Below are 17575 nucleotides of genomic sequence, written 5' to 3' on the forward strand. Positions count from 1 at the left end.
TTATATAATCGTTAGTAGTCATGCGTTAATCGATAGCAATTTAATAGCTATTGACTAACAACTATTGACTGATTATTTAATTTCTTTATGAAGCGTTACTTTCTTCAGGAACGGGTTATACTTCTTCCGTTCGATACGAGCCGGCGTGTTCTTCCGGTTTTTCGTGGTGATGTACCGGGACATGCCGGGAACACCGCTGTCTTTTTGCTCGGTGCACTCCAGAATAACCTGGATTCTATTGGCGCCTTTCTTTGCCATTGCTAAAGTCTGTTTTCTCGATAAGGAGCGCAAAGGTACGCAAAATGTTTTATTTAGCAAACTGTGTATCAGTAAAAAGTAATGATTTTTGAGGTTGTTACGTTGGAAATAAAAAAGAAGCGTTGACTTTCGCCTTCCGGTTTCGACCTTTGGTGTTCCGATGACTACGCAAACAATTCAATACGAATACGCACCCGGCCATTTCCGGGCATCAGAACCTGGACTGTACCGGCCCGATATGCTGGCTGAGGGAGAAATGATTCTGAATATGGGCCCTCAGCACCCATCTACTCACGGAGTACTACGTCTTGAGGTTGTTACTGATGGCGAAATTATTGTCGATGTAGTACCGCATTTGGGCTATTTACACCGGTGTTTTGAGAAGCACGCGCAAATGCTCCCGTTTAATCAGACGATTCCGTTTGTAGATCGACTCGATTATTTGGCTGCTATGAATTCTGAACACGCGTTTGTTATGGGCGTGGAGCGAATGCTTGGTATTCAGGATGACATTCCAAAACGTACTGAATACATTCGTGTGCTGGTGGCTGAACTAAATCGTATTGCAGCTCACTTTGTTGGAATCGGTACGTATGCTCTTGACATTGGTGCCTATACGCCTTTTTTGTGGCTTATGCGCGACCGTGAACACATTCAGCGTTTGCTGGAATGGGTCAGTGGGGCACGTATGCTTTACAATTACATTTGGGTTGGCGGATTATTTTATGACCTTCCGGTGGGCTTTGAAGAGCGCTGTCGAGAATTTATTACGTACCTGAAACCTAAACTGGTTGAATTACAGCAACTGGTTATCGAAAACGAGATTTTTGTAAAACGTACTGCGAATGTTGGCGTACTACCGCTGTCTGTAGCTATTGACTACGGCTGTACAGGCCCAATGCTACGTGGTTCGGGCCTGCGGTATGATCTTCGACGGGTGGATGGTTACTCTGTTTATCCCGAGCTTGACTTTGAAATACCCATCGGACAAGGGCAGATGGGTACTGTAGGCGACTGTTGGGATCGTAATAATGTTCGTGTACTGGAATGCCATGAGTCAATTCACATTGTCGAGCAATGTCTGGATCAACTTACAGGTAATTATCGCCGTACGCGCGATTACGATCCTCAGGCTGTAGTTCCTAAGAAAATCCGGCCGAAGGCAATGGATTTCTATGCTCGGGCGGAGAGTGCAAAAGGGGAGCTTGGCTTTTTTTTTCGCACTGATGGTAAGTCTGACGTACCGGTACGTTGCAAGGCACGGTCATGTTGTTTTCACAATTTGTCAGTTATAGGCGAAATCAGTCAGGGTGCTATGCTAGCCGATTTAGTAGCTATTATTGGCTCTATTGACGTAGTGATGGGAGAAGTAGATCGGTAATTATTCCAATACCAGAATATCGGGCGTATTTCGCCCTAGACCGTCATAATCAAGTCCGTAGCCCAAAACAAATTTATTTTCAATCTCGAAGCCTACGTAGTGCAAGTCAATGGGTTCTTGTAGGGCTGCTGGCTTGTACAGCAACGTAGCAATGGCTACCGACGTAGGGTTGTGAGTCTGAAGCTGGTTGTATATGTCGTGGAGCGTTTTACCCGTATCGACAATATCTTCAATCACAATTAAGTCCCGACCAGTTATGGACTCCGTCAGCCCCAGGATTTCTTTCAACTGACCGGTCGACTCCGTGCCTTTGTAAGAGGAAACACGAAGAAACGTGATTTCGCAGGGAATTGTTAAATGTTTAGCAAGGTCAGCGGCAAACAAGAACGCGCCATTTAAAACAACTACCAATAACGGCTGCTTACCAGCGTACTCCTGATTAATTTGTTTGGCTAACTCCTGAATCCGCGCCTGAATGGCGTCGGCTTCAATAAGCGGGACGAAGTTTTTGTCTCTGATTGTAATCATTTTGGCATCTTCAGGGTGTCAAAGATACGCCGTCAAGAGTCTAGCGGACAAAAAATTACGTGAAAAATACGCATTGGCAAACGGTCTGCTCTCGGTTTGCGTTGATATACTACTACAAGCACTTTTTAACAAATGAAGAACATATTGTTGACGGTATGGCTGATTGGATTGGCTTCTATAGCACAAGCTCAGCTTTACGATCCGTCGGCTTTTGATAAAAAATATGATGGTCTTCTGAAACATCCTGGCGTTCAAATTGAGTCGGCAGAGGCTATCAATTTGATGTATAATTACAAGTTTTACGATGCCGACAAGGAGTTTCGATGGCTACGGGTCCGGTATCCCAAGCACCCAATGCCTTATTTTTTAATGGGCTTGGCAGAATGGTGGAAGATTGTTCCCAACACGGACGTAACGGATTACGACGACCGTTGCCTGGCGCTTATGGATACGACCATTACGTTAGGTGAAAAACTTTACGATGAAAGCGACAACAAGCTTGAACCCGCCTTTTTTCTGGCCGCTGCCTATGCCTTTAAAAGCCGATTGTATTCTGAGCGGAAAAAATGGACGAAAGCCACTTTTGCGGGTAAAAATGCCCTCAAATATTTCGAGAAATGCAAAGGAAATGCCGATTTCAGCCCTGAATTGCTCTTTGGTGATGGAATGTATGACTTCTATGCGCAGTGGATACCAGAAAATTATCCATTGCTAAAGCCGATTCTGATGTTTTTTCCCAAAGGGAACAAAACTAGAGGTATTAAAGAACTGGAAAAGACAGCAAATACCGCTTTTTACACCCGTGTGGAAGCCCGTTATTTTCTGGTTCAGATTTACAGTATGGAAAATCAGTACGATAAAGCGTATGAAATGTCGAAATACATGCATGAGCAATATCCTGATAATCCATTCTTTGAGCGTTATTACGCTCGTTCAGCCTTTGTTACGGGTCGTTTGAACGAAGCTGAACGTATTTCTAAAGATATGCTGGCTAAGATAGAGCGGAGCCAGTCGGGTTATGAAGGCGTAAGCGGACGGACAGCGGCCTATATACTTGCTTACACCAATCACTTGTTCTATAAGAATCTGCCGGAAGCGAAGAAGTACTATCAGCTATCCGTCGATTTTGCCAAGCAAACCAATGCCACAAATGCGGGCTATTATTGGTCTTCCGTGCTGGGTTTAGCGAAAATAGCTACTGAAGAAAAAAACTACGATCTCGCTCAAACCTACTTCAAGGAAGTTATGGACAAAGCAGACCGGAAATCCAGCCAGTATAAAGAGGCAAAAAAAGCACTGGATGACGCGAAAAAAACACGCAGAGAGGAACGCCGGAAGCGGAAATAAAGCGATATAAAAAGAAGAATAGCCCAGGAATAAAGCTGACTAAATATAGCTATTCCTGGGCTATTATTCTTTCTATAACAATCAGGGGATGGGTAGTACCTTGCTTTCTTTAAACGTAGACATGATTACCATCGTCTGCGTGTTAGCCACTTCATCAATCTCGTTAATGACGTCAAGCATCAACGCCTGATACGTTGATATATCTTTGGAAATCACTTTCAATAAAAAGTCGCCCGAGCCTGTGATGTGATGGCATTCAATGATTTCAGGAATCTCGTTTATCCTATCCACAAACGACATAGTCGTATCTTTTTTGTGTCCTACGAGCGTAACCATTACAAACGTAGTAACCCCTAAGCCGATTTTCTCCCGGCTCAACTGAGCATGATAGCTCTGGATAATCCCCGACGTTTCCAGTTTTTTTACACGCTCCAGAGTTGGCGCAGGCGAAAGACCAATTTCTTTGGAAAGCTGAGCGTTGGTGATTTTAGCATTAGCCTGTAGTATTTCTAATACGTTGCGATCTATCTGATCTAACTTATGGCTCGACATATATTTATGAAGTGATCTGTTAAAGCTTGATTACAAGAATTTACAAAGTTATCATGTTTTACGATAGAAAATTCTTAAAAAAGTGTGAAATTTCACGAAAGGCAAAACAAACTCTGTGTATTAACGTATTATTCGGCACAATATTTAGTAAATTCTACTAGGTACCAAATTGCTTTATTATTTGTCAAACTTTTTTTAATGAGCGAAAACCTACCAACAGCGCGTTATTCTTACGAACGCACAGGCAATAAGTAACAAGTTGCTTTCAGTACAAGAACGTTATTGGCCGTTATAAGCCTTGATTTCTCTTGAAACAGTAAGGCTTGAAAACGGCCTGATTCATAAAATAACTTTTTCGCGTGTACCGGACTATCTTTATTTTTGTTGATTAATCTGTTTTGTGAATGCGTTCAATTGCGTACTTTTTTTTGGTCCTTACCGCTTTGGGAGGCAATAGTTGCCGCCGGAATGAACCAGTAGTTACTCAACGAACACCCACCCGGCCACCAGTAAGCAGGCCAGTGCCCGCAAAACCAGTTGAGAATAAACCAAATCTTCCGGTTAATACAGCTCCACCCAAGCCGGCCATTCCAACGCCGGCGCCTATTCCGGTCGATACGTTGGAATTTGACGAAATCACTGATTTGACACCACCTCCCCCTAAACGGGAGTTTAGGGCCGTTTGGATTGCCACTATCGATAATTTGGACTGGCCGAGCCGAAAAGGATTACCTGTGGCTGATCAGCAGCGTGAGATTGTCTCGATGTTTGATCAGTATCAGGTAATAGGCCTGAACGCTGTGGTAGTGCAAGTCCGATCAGCGGCCGATGCCTTTTACGCAAAAAGTTCAGAACCGTGGTCAGAGTGGCTTACCGGACAACAGGGCCTGGCGCCGGCACCTTTTTATGATCCATTAGAATTTATGATTGATCAGGCTCACCAGCGCGGTCTGGAGTTTCATGCCTGGTTTAATCTGGATCGGGCAACTTATAGCAAATATTCGAACATAGCGCCAACTAATATCATACATCGAAAACCGGAGTGGATGCTCACCTATGGTGGACGTAAACTGTTCAATCTCGGTATACCAGCTGTTCGATCATACATTGCTGGCATTGTTGCGAACGTAGTGCGCGAGTACGATGTAGACGGTATTCATTTCGACGATTACTTTTATCCGTATGCAGAGGCTGGTCAGACGCTACGGGACGACAGTACGTACCGGGCTTATTCTAACGGTATAAAGAATAAAGGCGATTGGCGACGGGATAATGTAAACAAACTTGTTGCCGAATTACGGGATTCTGTCCGGGCGAACAAGGCCTGGGTGAAGTTTGGGATTAGTCCATTTGGCATCTGGAAAAACCAGGTCAGCGATCCTGAAGGCTCGGCTACCAGGGGTGGGCAGTCATACTACGACATTTACGCTGATACCCGCAAATGGGTACGCGAAGGACTGATCGATTACATTGTTCCACAGCTTTATTTCAGCTCCGAATTTGAGCGTGCCCCTTATAAGACGCTAGTCGATTGGTGGACACGTAACTGTACGAATAGCACTTGTCAATTGTATATTGGCCACGGAGCATATCGAGTTGGGCGTGGCTCTGAACGTGATCCGGGTTGGTGGCGGCCCACTGAATTTTCCGATCAGATGCGATATAATCGTCAGCAGAAGACGGTGTTGGGTAGCGTATTTTTCAGCGCCAGGAACCTGAAAGCTAATCCAATGGCTATCAATGATTCGCTACAAACAAACTTTTACCGGCATCTGGCCCTGGTTCCTACAATGCCCTGGCTGGATAGTATTCCGCCACTACCACCTTATGATTTGAAGGCGGCAGTTACACCTGACGGTGTTGAACTTGTCTGGCAGAAACCATCCGAAGCTCGCGATGGTGATGGAGCTGCTACGTATCTCGTGTATCGGTTTGAAGGACAGCGGCCCCGGATTCGTCTAAATGACCCTCGCTGTATCGTAGCAAAATGTGTAGGCGGATCAACGACACGCTTTCTGGATAAACTAGCCAACCCTAAAAAGAAGTACGTGTACGCCATTACCGCGCTGGATCAGTTGCACAATGAAAGCCGGGAAATAACTGTGAGAGTGCAATGAGAACGTAATGACAGCAACCAGCCACTCCCTTGGATTTTTCCCTCCTGAACAGACTAAGAGTTGCTCGTTTCCATTACGTCACCAACTACGTCATGAACAGTACGTGCATCGGGGAAAAAGCTAACAAGCTTAAGCAAGATGCCTTCTACAACGGCGTCCGGACAAGAAGCTCCGCAGGTAAGCGCTATTGTCACTGGCCGATTTTCAGGAATGAAATTTTCTGTGACAATCTCCTGTTTAGCATGCCCGTCAAAGTGCCGAATTAGTTTATCTGACAGAATTTTTTGCTCTGATTCGATAAAGTACGTAGGAAGTTTAGCCTCACAGAGTTCAACGATATGGGATGTATTTGAGGAATTATAACCGCCGGCCACAATTGCAAAATCAGCCGGATACGTCAGTAATGCATACGTTGCATCCTGATTGTCATTTGTTGCGTAACAGAGCGTATCGCGGGTATTGGCAAAATGATTCTCGACCTCATCGCCCGATAGAGCATATTTTTGAATCATCGCTTGCTTCAAATAATCGGCAATTCCCTGCGTATCAGAGGCCAGCATGGTGGTTTGATTCACGACACCAATACGTTGTAAGTCTCGAGTCGCATCGAATCCTTCAGAATATTGTCCTAAGAACTCCGTATAGAATTGCTCAATTGGTAACTCACCAGTAATATACTTTTCTAGCCGCTGAGCCTGAGACATGTCTTTAACCACAACCGTCGGAGCTGCTTCTTTGCTGTGCGAGAACGTAGCACGGGTCTCTTCGTGGCTGGGCTTTCCGTGTACGACAACGGTATAATTCTTCTGACCAATCTGACTAGCTTTATTCCATACTTTTTCTACAAATGGGCAAGTTGTATCATATTTTGCTACGTCTAGTCCCAGCTTTGCCAGTTGATTTTGAGTTTCTAGCGTTGTTCCAAATGCGGGGATAATAATCACATCTTCGGGATGAAGGTCAGTCCACGGCGTGATTTGACGACCGCTTGTATCCATAATGAACCGTACGCCACGTTCTTGTAAATCAGCGTTGACGTCGGGATTATGAATCATTTCGCTAAGCAAAAATATTCGTTTGCCCGGGTTTTCTGCGATCGCCTTATAAGCAATTTCAACGGCATTTTCGACTCCATAACAAAAACCAAAATGACGGGCAATCAATAACCGCACAGGCCCGAAGTCGAGCATGGTAGGCGTGAAATCCCGCTTTAGTTTATCCCGTTTTCGCCGAAATTCTTTCAGAGGGGTAATTATGCTACTACGGTAATAGTCAGGTATATCGAAAGATTTCATTAGCCCAAAAAGAAGTAACCGAACAAAGCTATTAATAAAGGTTTTATAGCGCTTTCTATTAATAAACAGCCAGCGTAACCGCTTCGTTCGATACAAAGTTAGTTGTTATTCTGAACAGGCAGAGTTTGGGCTGATTCTGAGCATCAGAGCGTTATAGTCCTATAATTCAAGTACCTGACCAAGAATATCGTCTAGATATTCGCGTGAATTAGCTAGTCTGGGTACTTTATGCTGACCGCCTAATTTTCCTCTCTGTTTCATCCAGGCGTAGAACGTACCGGGCTGTACTACGTGAATACGAGGGCGTTTTAACACTAAATCGTTGTATCGTTTGGCGTCGTAGTCAGAATTTATCTGACGTAGTGTTTCGTCTAATATCTGGTTGAACTGTGGCTGGCTGCTGGGCTCATGCGCGAACTCAATGACCCATTCATGGCAACCGCTGGCGCCGTTTCCCATATAAATTGGTCCGGCGGTGTAGTCGGTGATAACGGCGCCTGTAGCCTGGCAGGCACGCGTAATAGCTGTTTCTGCATTTTCAACGATAACCTCTTCACCAAAAGCGTTGATAAAATGCTTCGTTCGGCCACTAACTCTCAGTCGATGAGGATAGAGCGATGTAAAACGAACCGTGTCGCCAACTTTATAACGCCACAGTCCACCGTTCGTCGACACAACGAGGGCATAATTTTTATCTAGTTCAACTTCATCGATGGTCAGAGCTTTGGGAAAAGCCTGATCCGCTTCTGCCATCGGTACAAATTCGTAAAAAATGCCATAATCGAGCATGAGCAGCATTTCTCCCACTCGTTTCAGATCATCCTGAATGGCAAAAAAACCTTCCGATGCATTATACACTTCCTGATAGCGAACCGATTTCGAGGGAAACACCTGTTGCTGAAATAGCTCTCGGTAGGGCTGAAAGTTCACCGCGCCGTGCATCATTACCTCAAAATTCGGCCAGACTTCCAGAATATTTGATTTCCCGGTTCGAGCCAGGATCTTGTCGATTAAAACCAAACCCCAGGTTGGCACACCCAGCATACTTGTTACGTTCTCCTGCGAGGTAATCTCAGCCATTCGCTCCAGTTTCGCTTCCCATTCATCCATCAGAGCCACTTCGATAGAGGGCGTGCGAATGTATTGGGCCCAGCTAGGTAAGTTTTTCATCACGACGGCCGATACATCACCAGCGGCACTGTTTGTGCTATACGGATTTGCGTGGAGACTACCGCCAATAGAAAGGCCTTTTCCCTCAAAAGCCCGACTATCAGGGTTGTTCATGATGTACAGGGCCATCATATCCTTACCCCCCTTGAAATGGCTTTCGTCAAGGGACTCGGTTGTGACCGGAATAAATTTGCTACGTGCGTTGGTGGTGCCCGATGACTTTGAAAACCAGCGAACGGGTGATGGCCAGAGAACCTTATTCTCGCCTTTCATAACACGCTCGATATACGGAAAAAGATCTTCGTAGCTCGATACGGGTACTTGTTGCTGAAAATCGCGAATGCTCTGGATAGATTTGTAGGCGTGCTTCCGTCCCCATTCCGTACGTTTACCGGCACGAATGAGCTGCGTAAAGACCTTGTGTTGCACCACACCAGGGTGTTGCATCATTGCTTCAATACGTGGCAACCGCCTTTGTAAGAGCCATTTTAGTGTGGTGTTAAGCAATGTCATAAAGCCACATGCGCATCACCCAAGCTTGTTGGATTGATTAGTTCTGGAAACTCACGAAAGTAGTAATTAGTTTTTACAAACCGATTGCCCGATCTGGGTAGTCAGTTATTAAACCGTCAACACCCCACATTTTTAAGCGTTTCATATCCTTTTGTTTATTTACCGTCCAGGGGATAACCTGAATACGTTGCGCATGCAAACGGGAAATCTTTTTCTGATTTATGAAACGATAGTAAGGACTGTATATATCCGGCATGAAGCCGAGTTTCTCTACATTTTTCTCTGGGCTACGTAGATTCGTGACTAAAGCCGATAGCCTGATTTTAGGATACTTGTTGGCGTCGATCTGCTGCTTCCAATACTTTAGAACTGTAAAGTCGAAGCTTTGAATAATTACTCGCTCTGGAGATAGTTTTGCCTGAATAACTGCCTGAACTAGATCGCAGAAGGCCGCTGGTTCGGGTTGACTTATATTGTATTCTGAAGGATCGCTTTTAATTTCAATATTGTAGGAAAACGTTGGTAGGTTTTGGGCTTTGCGATACGCTTCGACCTTGTCAATAACTTCACTAAGCAGCGGCTTATAAGCTTTGTGTTTCTGTTGTTCCGGATATTTAGGATTGCCGCCTGAACCTACATCGTATTGTTTGATCTCATCGTAATTCATCTGATATAGTAGCAAACGTTTCTGGGTCCGTTTATCAATCGGTTTCCCATTGGGGCGTATACTAAAGTCTGCACTGAAAAAGAAATCGTGCGAAACAACAACTTGGCTGTCTTTACTGATCACTACGTCCATTTCCAGCGTATTAACCCCCAAATCGATCGCTTTCATAAAAGCTGGAATAGTATTTTCGGGCATTAGACCCCGACAACCTCGATGGCCTTCCAGATCGAAACCGGGTTGAGCAAAGCCGAGACTGGCTATAGAAAGCAACGATACAGCGAGACGCATATAGACTTAAAGATCTGATGTGCAAAAATACTGCTGCTTTTCAAGTAAAATTCTCTATATATCAGCCTCTATAGAATAAGTAAGCTGTATTTGGGAGAAGATGCTAAAAACTCTGGGTAAATGCTTCTCTTACAATACATACACGTTGAATTTGCATTCGGGTTCACTACGTATATTTTTCCATTATGCGTTACGCAAAGGCTGTTATCGTTTCAGTGCTAACTGTTGTACTTATCTGGGCATTAAATCGTCCCTGGGGCGGGATTCCTGCTTTGGGACCCTTGTTAAGTCCATTTGTCGGGTTCTGGCAAAATGCTGAATCAATTAATAATACCGATGAGACTATAACCGTGAAGGGTACACAATCACCTGTTACAGTCGTATTTGATGATATGGCTGTTCCGCACGTGTTCGCCCAGAATGACCATGATCTTTACTTTGCTCAGGGTTACTTGACAGCCCGTGATCGACTTTGGCAAATGGAATTTCAGACACATGCAGCCGCAGGACGTGTTTCCGAACTCGTGGGCGACAAGGCGCTTGAGCTGGACCGGTTCAATCGCCATTTGGGAATGGTCTATGGGGCAGAACAAACACTGAAAGGGATGGAGAGTGATCCCATGACGCGAGAAGCTCTTAAAGCCTACACAGCTGGCGTTAATGCCTGGATCGAACAACTTACCCCCGCACAATATCCCATCGAATATAAATTATTAGGCTACGGTCCAGAGCCATGGACACCACTCAAATGTGCACTTCTACTTAAACAGATGAGCAGCACATTAGCCGGTGGCGCTGATGATTTGTTGATGACGAATATTTTAAGAAAATACGGCAAAGCGATCACCACGGACTTATTCCCGGATTATCCTGTTCATGAAGATCCAATTATCCCGGTCGGCACAAAGTGGGACTTTAAACCGCTACCAGTACCGAATCCGCCTAAAGACAGTGCACTTTCTAATCTGATTGCTCTTTCCGCACCTGGATTTAGTACGCTTCCTAATCGGGCTAATCCAGATATCGGCTCTAACAACTGGGCCGTTGGGGCACAAAAATCAGCCACTGGCCATCCGATTCTGGCGAACGATCCTCACTTAACGCTAAGCTTACCGTCTATCTGGTATCAGATCCAATTAGTTTCGCCAACGGTAAACGCGTATGGAGCCTCATTACCGGGCGCACCCAATATCATTATAGGCTTTAATAAAGATGTGGCCTGGGGAGTTACGAACGTAGCAGCGGATGTGCTCGACTTTTATGCGATTCGTTTTCGGGATGCGTCACGCCGGCAATACTGGCACAATAATCAATGGAAACCTGTCCGACAACGTATTGAAACCATTCGGGTTAAAGGAAAATCCGATGTAATCGATACGGTATATTATACGCATCATGGACCACTGGTTTATGAGCCGGGTGCAAAGCCCTTTCGGCCAACTATTCCGACAGGGTATGCCGCTCGATGGATTGCACATGAGCCGTCGAATGAAATGCGCTGCTTTTATCTGCTGAATCGCGCAAAAAATTTTAGTGATTACCGAAAAGCACTGGCTTACTACGTAGCGCCTGCGCAGAACTTTATCTTCGCTGATAACGAAAATGACATAGCGATTTCGCCCAACGGGCGTTTTCCGCTAAAATGGAAAGATCAGGGTAAATTTCTGCTGGACGGGACTAACCCGTTGAATGACTGGCATGGCTATATTCCTGCTGATCAGAACCCGCTTGTGAAAAACCCTCCCCGCGGTTTTGTTAGTTCTGCAAATCAGTTCTCTACTGATCCGACGTACCCATATTACTTAAATTGGCAGTTTGCTCCCTACGAGCGCGGGCATCGAATCAACCAGCGTCTTGCCGCTATGAGAGGAGCTACTGCTGACAGTCTGCGCCAGCTTCAGAATGATACGTATAATCTTAGAGCTGCTGATGTGTTGCCTGTTATTTTGCCAATTCTGTCAGAAAAGGGACTGAGTCAGGAGCAGCGCAAAGCTTCGCAAATACTTCGGCAATGGCAACGTAACAACGATGCCGGAGAAGTTGGACCAACCATTTTTACAGAATGGATGAACCAGTTCATGAAAGCCGTCTGGTCCGATGAATTCGATGGAGGTGATACGATACCGATGCGGTTTCCATCGTTTGACCGGACACTAACCCTGATGCAACGCGACTCGGGCTCACGTTGGTTTAATAACGTTAAAACACCGGCACGTGAACATTTACCCTATTTATTGAGCCAAAGTTTCCAATCAGCCTGCGATACGCTAACCAAAAAGCATGGTCCTGTTGGAAAGAGCTGGGCCTGGGGTATGCATAAAGGTACAGATATACGTCATCTATTACCCGGAGTCGATGCTTTCAGCGTACTCGATCTCGACGTAGGCGGGGGGAACGTAATCGTGAATGCAACCAATGAACGATCTGGGCCATCGTGGCGAATGGTTGTTGCGTTAGGTCCACAACCGAAAGCATATGGCGTTTATCCCGGCGGGCAGTCAGGTAATCCGGGGAGCCCCTATTACCAAAACATGATTGAAACCTGGAAAAAAGGGCAACTGAACGAATTACTTTACCTACAGTCAGCACAGGAAAAGAATAATCGGATTAGCTGGAAAATGACGTTAAAGTAACGTAGCTGAACAATCATAAACGATCTAACGACGTATCACCAGCTTCCAATAGTATTACTATATGATTCAGATTATTCTTATCGCTATTCTTAGCCTATTAAGCCAGATATTGTTTCCCTGGTGGAGCTTAGCTATTGTTGCTTTTATTATTTGTTACTGGCGTAGTAATAATAGTGGCCAAGCCTTTTTGTATGGTTTTATTGGAACAGCTTTCACATGGATAGGTTACGCCCTGCTTATTCACACACGTACTGATGGCATATTTACCGGTCGTATGGGCGAATTATTATTTAAATCGAATAACATAATGATTCCACTGCTAATAACGGCCGTAATAGGAGGCCTGGTTGGTGGAATGGCAGGACTTTCCGGGTTCTTTGTCTGGCGTACTGTCATAAATCAAATTGAACATCGTGTCTCGTAAATCGTAAATCCCTCTACCTTTGTGGGATAAACTTGTCACTAACCAATCTGTTTCCTGTGAAGAATGCCTCATTAATTCTAAACGTCGTCCTGACAATTGCCGTAGCTATATTATATTACCTACACTTTAAAGACCGCAAGTCCGAAGCGACCCCCGCTATAACCGCCCCCGTCGAAGCAAAAGGAAAAGCTATTGTTTACGTGAATGTGGATTCGCTGCTAACTAAATACGAGTATTTTAAAGATACACAGAAAGTACTTGAAAGCAGACGATTTCAGCTAGAGAACGATTTAGCTGCTAAAGGACGTAACCTCCAAAACAAAGTAGCTTTTTTCCAGCAGCGTGCTGCTACAATGACTCAGGAGCAAGGTCGTGCTACCGAAGCCTCTCTTCAGAAAGAGCAACAGGACATCTTAGCCTATCGTGAACGGGCAGCCCAAAATCTGGCTGTTGAAGAACAGAACAAAAACAAAGAGCTTTACGACCAGATTTACAACTATCTGAAGAAAATAAATGCTCAGAATAAATATGAGTTTGTACTGGGATATACGAAAGGCGGTGGTATTCTATTTGCCGATCCGTCGGCCGACCGGACAAAGACAATTCTTGATGGTTTGAATAAAGAGTACCAGGCTAAGCCGAAAAAATAAAGTACGTTGATTTATGAGCGACGAATAAACCCGGCTCGCTGAACATAGTGTTCGGTAAGCCGGGTTTATTCGTCGCTCTAAACGAAATTCTGCCGGTTATAAAACCTCTTGTTAATTTCAAGTGTTGTTGCTCGTACCAAGCTACTTTCGTACCTCTGTTAGTTCATTTGAAAAGATCGTGCCTGGTAATCAGCGATATAAATATATAACGTAGTACATGGCTTCTGCTTCTATCGTAAAGCAAGTTGATATTCGGAACCGTCGAGCCTCGTTTGAATATACGTTTTTAGAAACGTACACAGCCGGGATTGTTTTGACAGGTACTGAAATTAAATCCATCCGGCAAGGGAAAGTAAACCTGCAGGACGCTTACTGTTTAATCCATAATAACGAGCTCCTCATTCGTCAGATGAGTATTTCGGTATATACCGAAGGGACTCATTATAATCACGAACCTCTCCGCGACCGTAAGCTACTTCTAACTAAACGTGAGATTAAGCGTCTTACCGAGAAACTAAAAGATCAGGGCTTAACAATCGTCCCTGTTAAGCTTTTCACCAATGATCGTGGTTTTGCGAAAATCGAAATTGCATTGGCGAAAGGGAAAAAGCTTTACGACAAGCGAGAGAGTATTAAAGAAAGAGACGTAGAGCGTGATTTACAACGAGAGCGTTATTAGACGTAGCGTTAAGCTTCATCGCTACGAGCGGATTAGCTATTAGTAGACAAAATCTCTCAACTAAATTTTTCTGACCTATTGCCGTTATGTGGATAAGTCTGTAACTTGCTACCGTACAGAGGCATCTACAACGTATATGGGTAGGAAAGTATTAGTCTTAAATCAAGATTACAGTGCCCTGAGCATTTGCTCCGTTCCCAAAGCATTCCTGCTAGTTTATTTAGACAAAGCTGAACTCGTTGCCGAATCTGAGCAGTTCATGCTACGTACCGTCTCCGCCGAGTTTCCGATGCCTTCGGTAATCCGATTACATCGGTACGTGAATCTTCCCTATAAAGGAGTGATGCTTACACGGCAAAATATTTTTAAACGCGACGGTCATCATTGTCAATATTGCGGAACAACTGACGAACTAACACTGGATCATGTGCTTCCAAAATCGAGGGGAGGCAAAACCAGTTGGGATAATCTAGCCACCGCTTGCAAAAGGTGTAATTCCAGAAAAGGCGACTTTACGCCTGATGAAGCTAACATGAGACTCCGCCAGAAACCATTCAAACCTACGTTTCTGGTTTTTTTACGCGAATTTTCCGGATCTATCGAAGAAAGCTGGATGCCTTTTTTAGCTAAAAAAGAAAAGGCTTTTCGATAAATAGGGATAACTAAGATAAAAAAGCAGAAAGGATGAAAGGGAAAGGCGTGTTACTACGTGTCTTCCTCTTTAATCCTTTCTGCTTTTTTATCCTTTCTCGCTCTATTTCAAAGACTTTTGCTAATTCTGAAACTTTTTTTGGAATGCAATTGCTATCTTTGCAGTCCTTTTTTGAAGGCAAAATTTTTATAACCAAAAGTCAGTCCGCCATTGACCTACGGGCTGATGTACTGAGTGGGTCAGGAAACATTTTTTTATGAGCAAAACGCAGCAACGCGAACTACCGGCATTTGATTGGGACCGGGCAGACAACAAAGGGTTTGGAAGTGGCTATTCGGATGCAGAACGCAACCGAATGTTGGAACTCTACGACAACACGTTGTCGGAGGTTAAAGAAAAAGAAGTAGTAATGGGAACCGTCGTTGGGATAACGGATCGGGAAGTATTACTCAACATTGGTTTCAAGTCGGATGGCTTAGTACCTGCTTCTGAATTCCGGGATATGCCGGACCTGAAGATGGGGGATGAAATTGAAGTTTACGTTGAAAATCAAGAGGATCCGAATGGGCAGCTGGTGCTTTCGCGCAAAAAAGCGAAGGTAATCACTGCCTGGCAGAAAATTCAGAAAGCACTTGACGAAGATCTCGTTATCGATGGTTTCGTTAAGCGCCGGACAAAAGGTGGTCTGATTGTTGATATTTATAGTGTCGAAGCGTTCTTGCCAGGTTCGCAAATTGATGTGAAGCCGATCCGTGACTTCGACATCTTCGTTGGCAAGAAAATGGAGGTTAAGGTCGTTAAGATCAATTATGCAAATGACAATGTTGTTGTTTCGCACAAAGTTCTGATCGAGAAAGACCTGGAAGCGCAGCGTGCTCAAATCCTGAACAACCTCGAAAAAGGTCAGGTATTGGAGGGCGTTATCAAAAACATGACCAACTTTGGTGTATTCATCGATCTTGGTGGTGTGGATGGCTTATTGCACATTACCGATATTTCATGGGGACGTATCAGTCATCCGTCAGAAGTGCTACACTTAGATCAAAAAGTGAACGTAGTAGTACTTGACTTTGATGAAGACAAGAAGCGCATCTCGCTGGGCATGAAACAACTTCAAGCTCATCCATGGGATGCTTTGGAAGCTGATATTGAAGTTGGCTCCAAAGTGAAAGGTAAAATCGTTAATGTTGCTGATTATGGCGCGTTCCTCGAGATTATGCCGGGCGTTGAAGGACTGATCCACGTATCAGAAATGTCGTGGTCACAACACCTGCGTAATCCACAGGAATTCCTAAAAGTTGGTGATGAAGTAGAAGCGGTAGTCTTGACGCTTGATCGTAACGACCGCAAGATGTCGTTAGGTATCAAACAACTGACCGAAGATCCCTGGACTCGTCCTGAACTGCGCAACAAATATGCTGTTGGTACAAAACACAAGGGTGTAGTTCGCAACCTGACTAATTTTGGATTGTTCCTAGAATTAGAAGAAGGTATTGATGGGCTGGTTCACGTATCAGATCTGTCATGGACCAAGAAAATTAAACATCCTTCTGATTTCATTAAAGTTGGTGACGAATTGGAAGTGATTGTACTGGAATTAGATGTTGACAACCGTCGTCTGGCTCTGGGACACAAACAACTGGAAGAGAACCCATGGGATACGTTTGAGACTGTATTCGCCGTTGGTACTATTCACCGCTGCACCATTATTAGTAAGAGCGATAAAATGGCCACTCTCGAACTGCCATACGGCATTGAAGGCTTCTCATCGCTGAAAAATCTAGCTAAGGAAGACGGTACATTTGCCGAAGTTGGAGACACGCTTGATTTCAAAGTGACTGAGTTCTCCAAAGAAGAGAAGCGTATTATGCTTTCTCATACAAAAGCATGGCAAGAGAAAAATGAGCCAGTGAAGGAGCAGAAAGCTGGAAAAGCCAGTACGTCGAAAAGCACAAATGCCCCAGCCCAGCCTGAGCGTGGTGCTACGTTAGGCGATCTTGATGCGCTAGCGGCTCTGAAAGAGCAATTAGAAGGCCGTAACTAATTTAGATATAGCCTGATATACTTTAAATGTCCTCGAGCCTGACGGTACGAGGACATTTTTTTATGCCGTTTTTCCTGCCGTAATGGATAAAGTCGTATGTTTGCACTCCCGAATCGTAAGCCAAGCTATGACTCGGTATAAGGTTCCGTGGCCGAGTGGCTAGGCAGAGGTCTGCAAAACCTCGTACAGCGGTTCGAATCCGCTCGGAACCTCAGTTAAGATATACTTTACTATAGATGCCATTTTGTCTAAGCTCGAAACGGGTTAAGCGAAATGGCATTTTTTTAGATTAAATATCAAAGAATACCTGCTAATATCGATTTATTGTACGGTAATATAATAGCTCTTAATTAGAAACAATATAAATAAAAACGGGG

At 44.5% G+C, this 17575-nt stretch carries 15 protein-coding genes and 1 tRNA gene; 10 read left to right on the plus strand and 6 right to left on the minus strand.

Annotation, left to right across the window (positions count from 1 at the left end):
* Window positions 1–72 precede the first annotated feature (72 nt).
* Window positions 73–258, minus strand: coding sequence for a 50S ribosomal protein L33 (gene rpmG, locus ACOJS8_RS25050; protein WP_012929817.1), 186 nt, complete (start codon window positions 256–258; stop codon window positions 73–75).
* A gap of 160 nt (window positions 259–418) precedes the next feature.
* Here rpmG and ACOJS8_RS25055 point away from each other — a divergent pair, with 160 nt between their 5' ends.
* Window positions 419–1639, plus strand: a complete 1221-nt coding sequence (locus ACOJS8_RS25055) for an NADH-quinone oxidoreductase subunit D (protein WP_420151297.1) — start codon at window positions 419–421, stop codon at window positions 1637–1639.
* On the opposite strand, the gene hpt is transcribed toward ACOJS8_RS25055, so the two are convergent.
* A complete protein-coding gene (hpt, locus tag ACOJS8_RS25060) occupies window positions 1640–2167 on the minus strand; it encodes a hypoxanthine phosphoribosyltransferase (RefSeq protein ID WP_420151298.1) in 528 nt (175 codons plus the stop codon). It lies immediately after the preceding gene.
* Window positions 2168–2299: 132 nt separating this feature from the next.
* On the opposite strand from hpt, the gene ACOJS8_RS25065 reads away from it, so the two are divergent.
* A complete protein-coding gene (locus ACOJS8_RS25065) occupies window positions 2300–3514 on the plus strand; it encodes a tetratricopeptide repeat protein (RefSeq protein ID WP_420151299.1) in 1215 nt (404 codons plus the stop codon).
* Window positions 3515–3595: 81 nt separating this feature from the next.
* Here the strand turns inward: ACOJS8_RS25065 and ACOJS8_RS25070 are convergent, their stop codons facing one another.
* A complete protein-coding gene (locus ACOJS8_RS25070; RefSeq protein WP_420151300.1) occupies window positions 3596–4066 on the minus strand; it encodes an Lrp/AsnC family transcriptional regulator in 471 nt (156 codons plus the stop codon).
* Between the two features lie 404 nt (window positions 4067–4470).
* Here ACOJS8_RS25070 and ACOJS8_RS25075 point away from each other — a divergent pair, with 404 nt between their 5' ends.
* The gene (locus tag ACOJS8_RS25075) at window positions 4471–6183 is read left to right on the plus strand and encodes a family 10 glycosylhydrolase (RefSeq protein ID WP_420151301.1); all 1713 of its coding nucleotides are present in this window, start codon (window positions 4471–4473) and stop codon (window positions 6181–6183) included.
* Between the two features lie 53 nt (window positions 6184–6236).
* On the opposite strand, the gene ACOJS8_RS25080 is transcribed toward ACOJS8_RS25075, so the two are convergent.
* The 3 genes from ACOJS8_RS25080 to ACOJS8_RS25090 all read right to left on the minus strand — a co-directional run bounded on the left by ACOJS8_RS25080 (window position 6237) and on the right by ACOJS8_RS25090 (window position 10116).
* Entirely contained in the window at window positions 6237–7478 is a 1242-nt protein-coding gene (locus tag ACOJS8_RS25080; protein ID WP_420151302.1) for a 4-hydroxy-3-methylbut-2-enyl diphosphate reductase, read from the minus strand.
* 159 nt (window positions 7479–7637) lie between these two features.
* Window positions 7638–9161 (minus strand): GH3 auxin-responsive promoter family protein, encoded by a 1524-nt coding sequence (locus tag ACOJS8_RS25085; protein WP_420151303.1) that lies wholly within the window; start codon window positions 9159–9161, stop codon window positions 7638–7640.
* A gap of 73 nt (window positions 9162–9234) precedes the next feature.
* The gene (locus ACOJS8_RS25090) at window positions 9235–10116 is read right to left on the minus strand and encodes a glycerophosphodiester phosphodiesterase family protein (protein ID WP_420151304.1); all 882 of its coding nucleotides are present in this window, start codon (window positions 10114–10116) and stop codon (window positions 9235–9237) included.
* 185 nt (window positions 10117–10301) lie between these two features.
* On the opposite strand from ACOJS8_RS25090, the gene ACOJS8_RS25095 reads away from it, so the two are divergent.
* From ACOJS8_RS25095 to ACOJS8_RS25125, 7 genes are all read left to right on the plus strand, one after another.
* Window positions 10302–12749 carry a penicillin acylase family protein gene (locus tag ACOJS8_RS25095; RefSeq protein WP_420151305.1) on the plus strand — a complete coding sequence of 816 codons (2448 nt, stop codon included), beginning with the start codon at window positions 10302–10304 and terminating at the stop codon, window positions 12747–12749.
* Between the two features lie 61 nt (window positions 12750–12810).
* Window positions 12811–13173: a hypothetical protein gene (locus ACOJS8_RS25100; protein WP_420151306.1), complete on the plus strand. Its 363-nt coding sequence runs from the start codon at window positions 12811–12813 to the stop codon at window positions 13171–13173.
* A gap of 56 nt (window positions 13174–13229) precedes the next feature.
* Window positions 13230–13823, plus strand: a complete 594-nt coding sequence (locus tag ACOJS8_RS25105; protein ID WP_420151307.1) for an OmpH family outer membrane protein — start codon at window positions 13230–13232, stop codon at window positions 13821–13823.
* Window positions 13824–14040: 217 nt separating this feature from the next.
* Window positions 14041–14502, plus strand: coding sequence for an SsrA-binding protein SmpB (gene smpB / locus ACOJS8_RS25110; protein WP_420151308.1), 462 nt, complete (start codon window positions 14041–14043; stop codon window positions 14500–14502).
* Between the two features lie 136 nt (window positions 14503–14638).
* Window positions 14639–15154: an HNH endonuclease gene (locus ACOJS8_RS25115; protein ID WP_420151309.1), complete on the plus strand. Its 516-nt coding sequence runs from the start codon at window positions 14639–14641 to the stop codon at window positions 15152–15154.
* A 256-nt stretch (window positions 15155–15410) separates the two neighbouring features.
* A complete protein-coding gene (rpsA, locus tag ACOJS8_RS25120) occupies window positions 15411–17198 on the plus strand; it encodes a 30S ribosomal protein S1 (protein WP_420151310.1) in 1788 nt (595 codons plus the stop codon).
* Window positions 17199–17339: 141 nt separating this feature from the next.
* A tRNA-Cys gene (locus tag ACOJS8_RS25125) sits at window positions 17340–17410 on the plus strand.
* Window positions 17411–17575 lie beyond the last annotated feature (165 nt).

This window comes from Spirosoma sp. (genome assembly GCF_048594605.1).
Taxonomy (GTDB): domain Bacteria; phylum Bacteroidota; class Bacteroidia; order Cytophagales; family Spirosomataceae; genus Spirosoma.

Bases quoted from the DNA above. Each gene is read 5' to 3' on its own strand.
- ACOJS8_RS25095 (WP_420151305.1), top strand. From the start codon at position 10,302: ATGCGTTACGCAAAGGCTGTTATCGTTTCAGTGCTAACTGTTGTACTT.
- ACOJS8_RS25065 (WP_420151299.1), top strand. From the start codon at position 2,300: ATGAAGAACATATTGTTGACGGTATGGCTGATTGGATTGGCTTCTATA.
- rpmG (WP_012929817.1), bottom strand. From the start codon at position 258: ATGGCAAAGAAAGGCGCCAATAGAATCCAGGTTATTCTGGAGTGCACC.
- ACOJS8_RS25085 (WP_420151303.1), bottom strand. From the start codon at position 9,161: ATGACATTGCTTAACACCACACTAAAATGGCTCTTACAAAGGCGGTTG.
- rpsA (WP_420151310.1), top strand. From the start codon at position 15,411: ATGAGCAAAACGCAGCAACGCGAACTACCGGCATTTGATTGGGACCGG.
- ACOJS8_RS25115 (WP_420151309.1), top strand. From the start codon at position 14,639: ATGGGTAGGAAAGTATTAGTCTTAAATCAAGATTACAGTGCCCTGAGC.
- ACOJS8_RS25090 (WP_420151304.1), bottom strand. From the start codon at position 10,116: ATGCGTCTCGCTGTATCGTTGCTTTCTATAGCCAGTCTCGGCTTTGCT.
- ACOJS8_RS25070 (WP_420151300.1), bottom strand. From the start codon at position 4,066: ATGTCGAGCCATAAGTTAGATCAGATAGATCGCAACGTATTAGAAATA.
- smpB (WP_420151308.1), top strand. From the start codon at position 14,041: ATGGCTTCTGCTTCTATCGTAAAGCAAGTTGATATTCGGAACCGTCGA.
- hpt (WP_420151298.1), bottom strand. From the start codon at position 2,167: ATGATTACAATCAGAGACAAAAACTTCGTCCCGCTTATTGAAGCCGAC.
- ACOJS8_RS25075 (WP_420151301.1), top strand. From the start codon at position 4,471: ATGCGTTCAATTGCGTACTTTTTTTTGGTCCTTACCGCTTTGGGAGGC.
- ACOJS8_RS25100 (WP_420151306.1), top strand. From the start codon at position 12,811: ATGATTCAGATTATTCTTATCGCTATTCTTAGCCTATTAAGCCAGATA.
- ACOJS8_RS25055 (WP_420151297.1), top strand. From the start codon at position 419: ATGACTACGCAAACAATTCAATACGAATACGCACCCGGCCATTTCCGG.
- ACOJS8_RS25080 (WP_420151302.1), bottom strand. From the start codon at position 7,478: ATGAAATCTTTCGATATACCTGACTATTACCGTAGTAGCATAATTACC.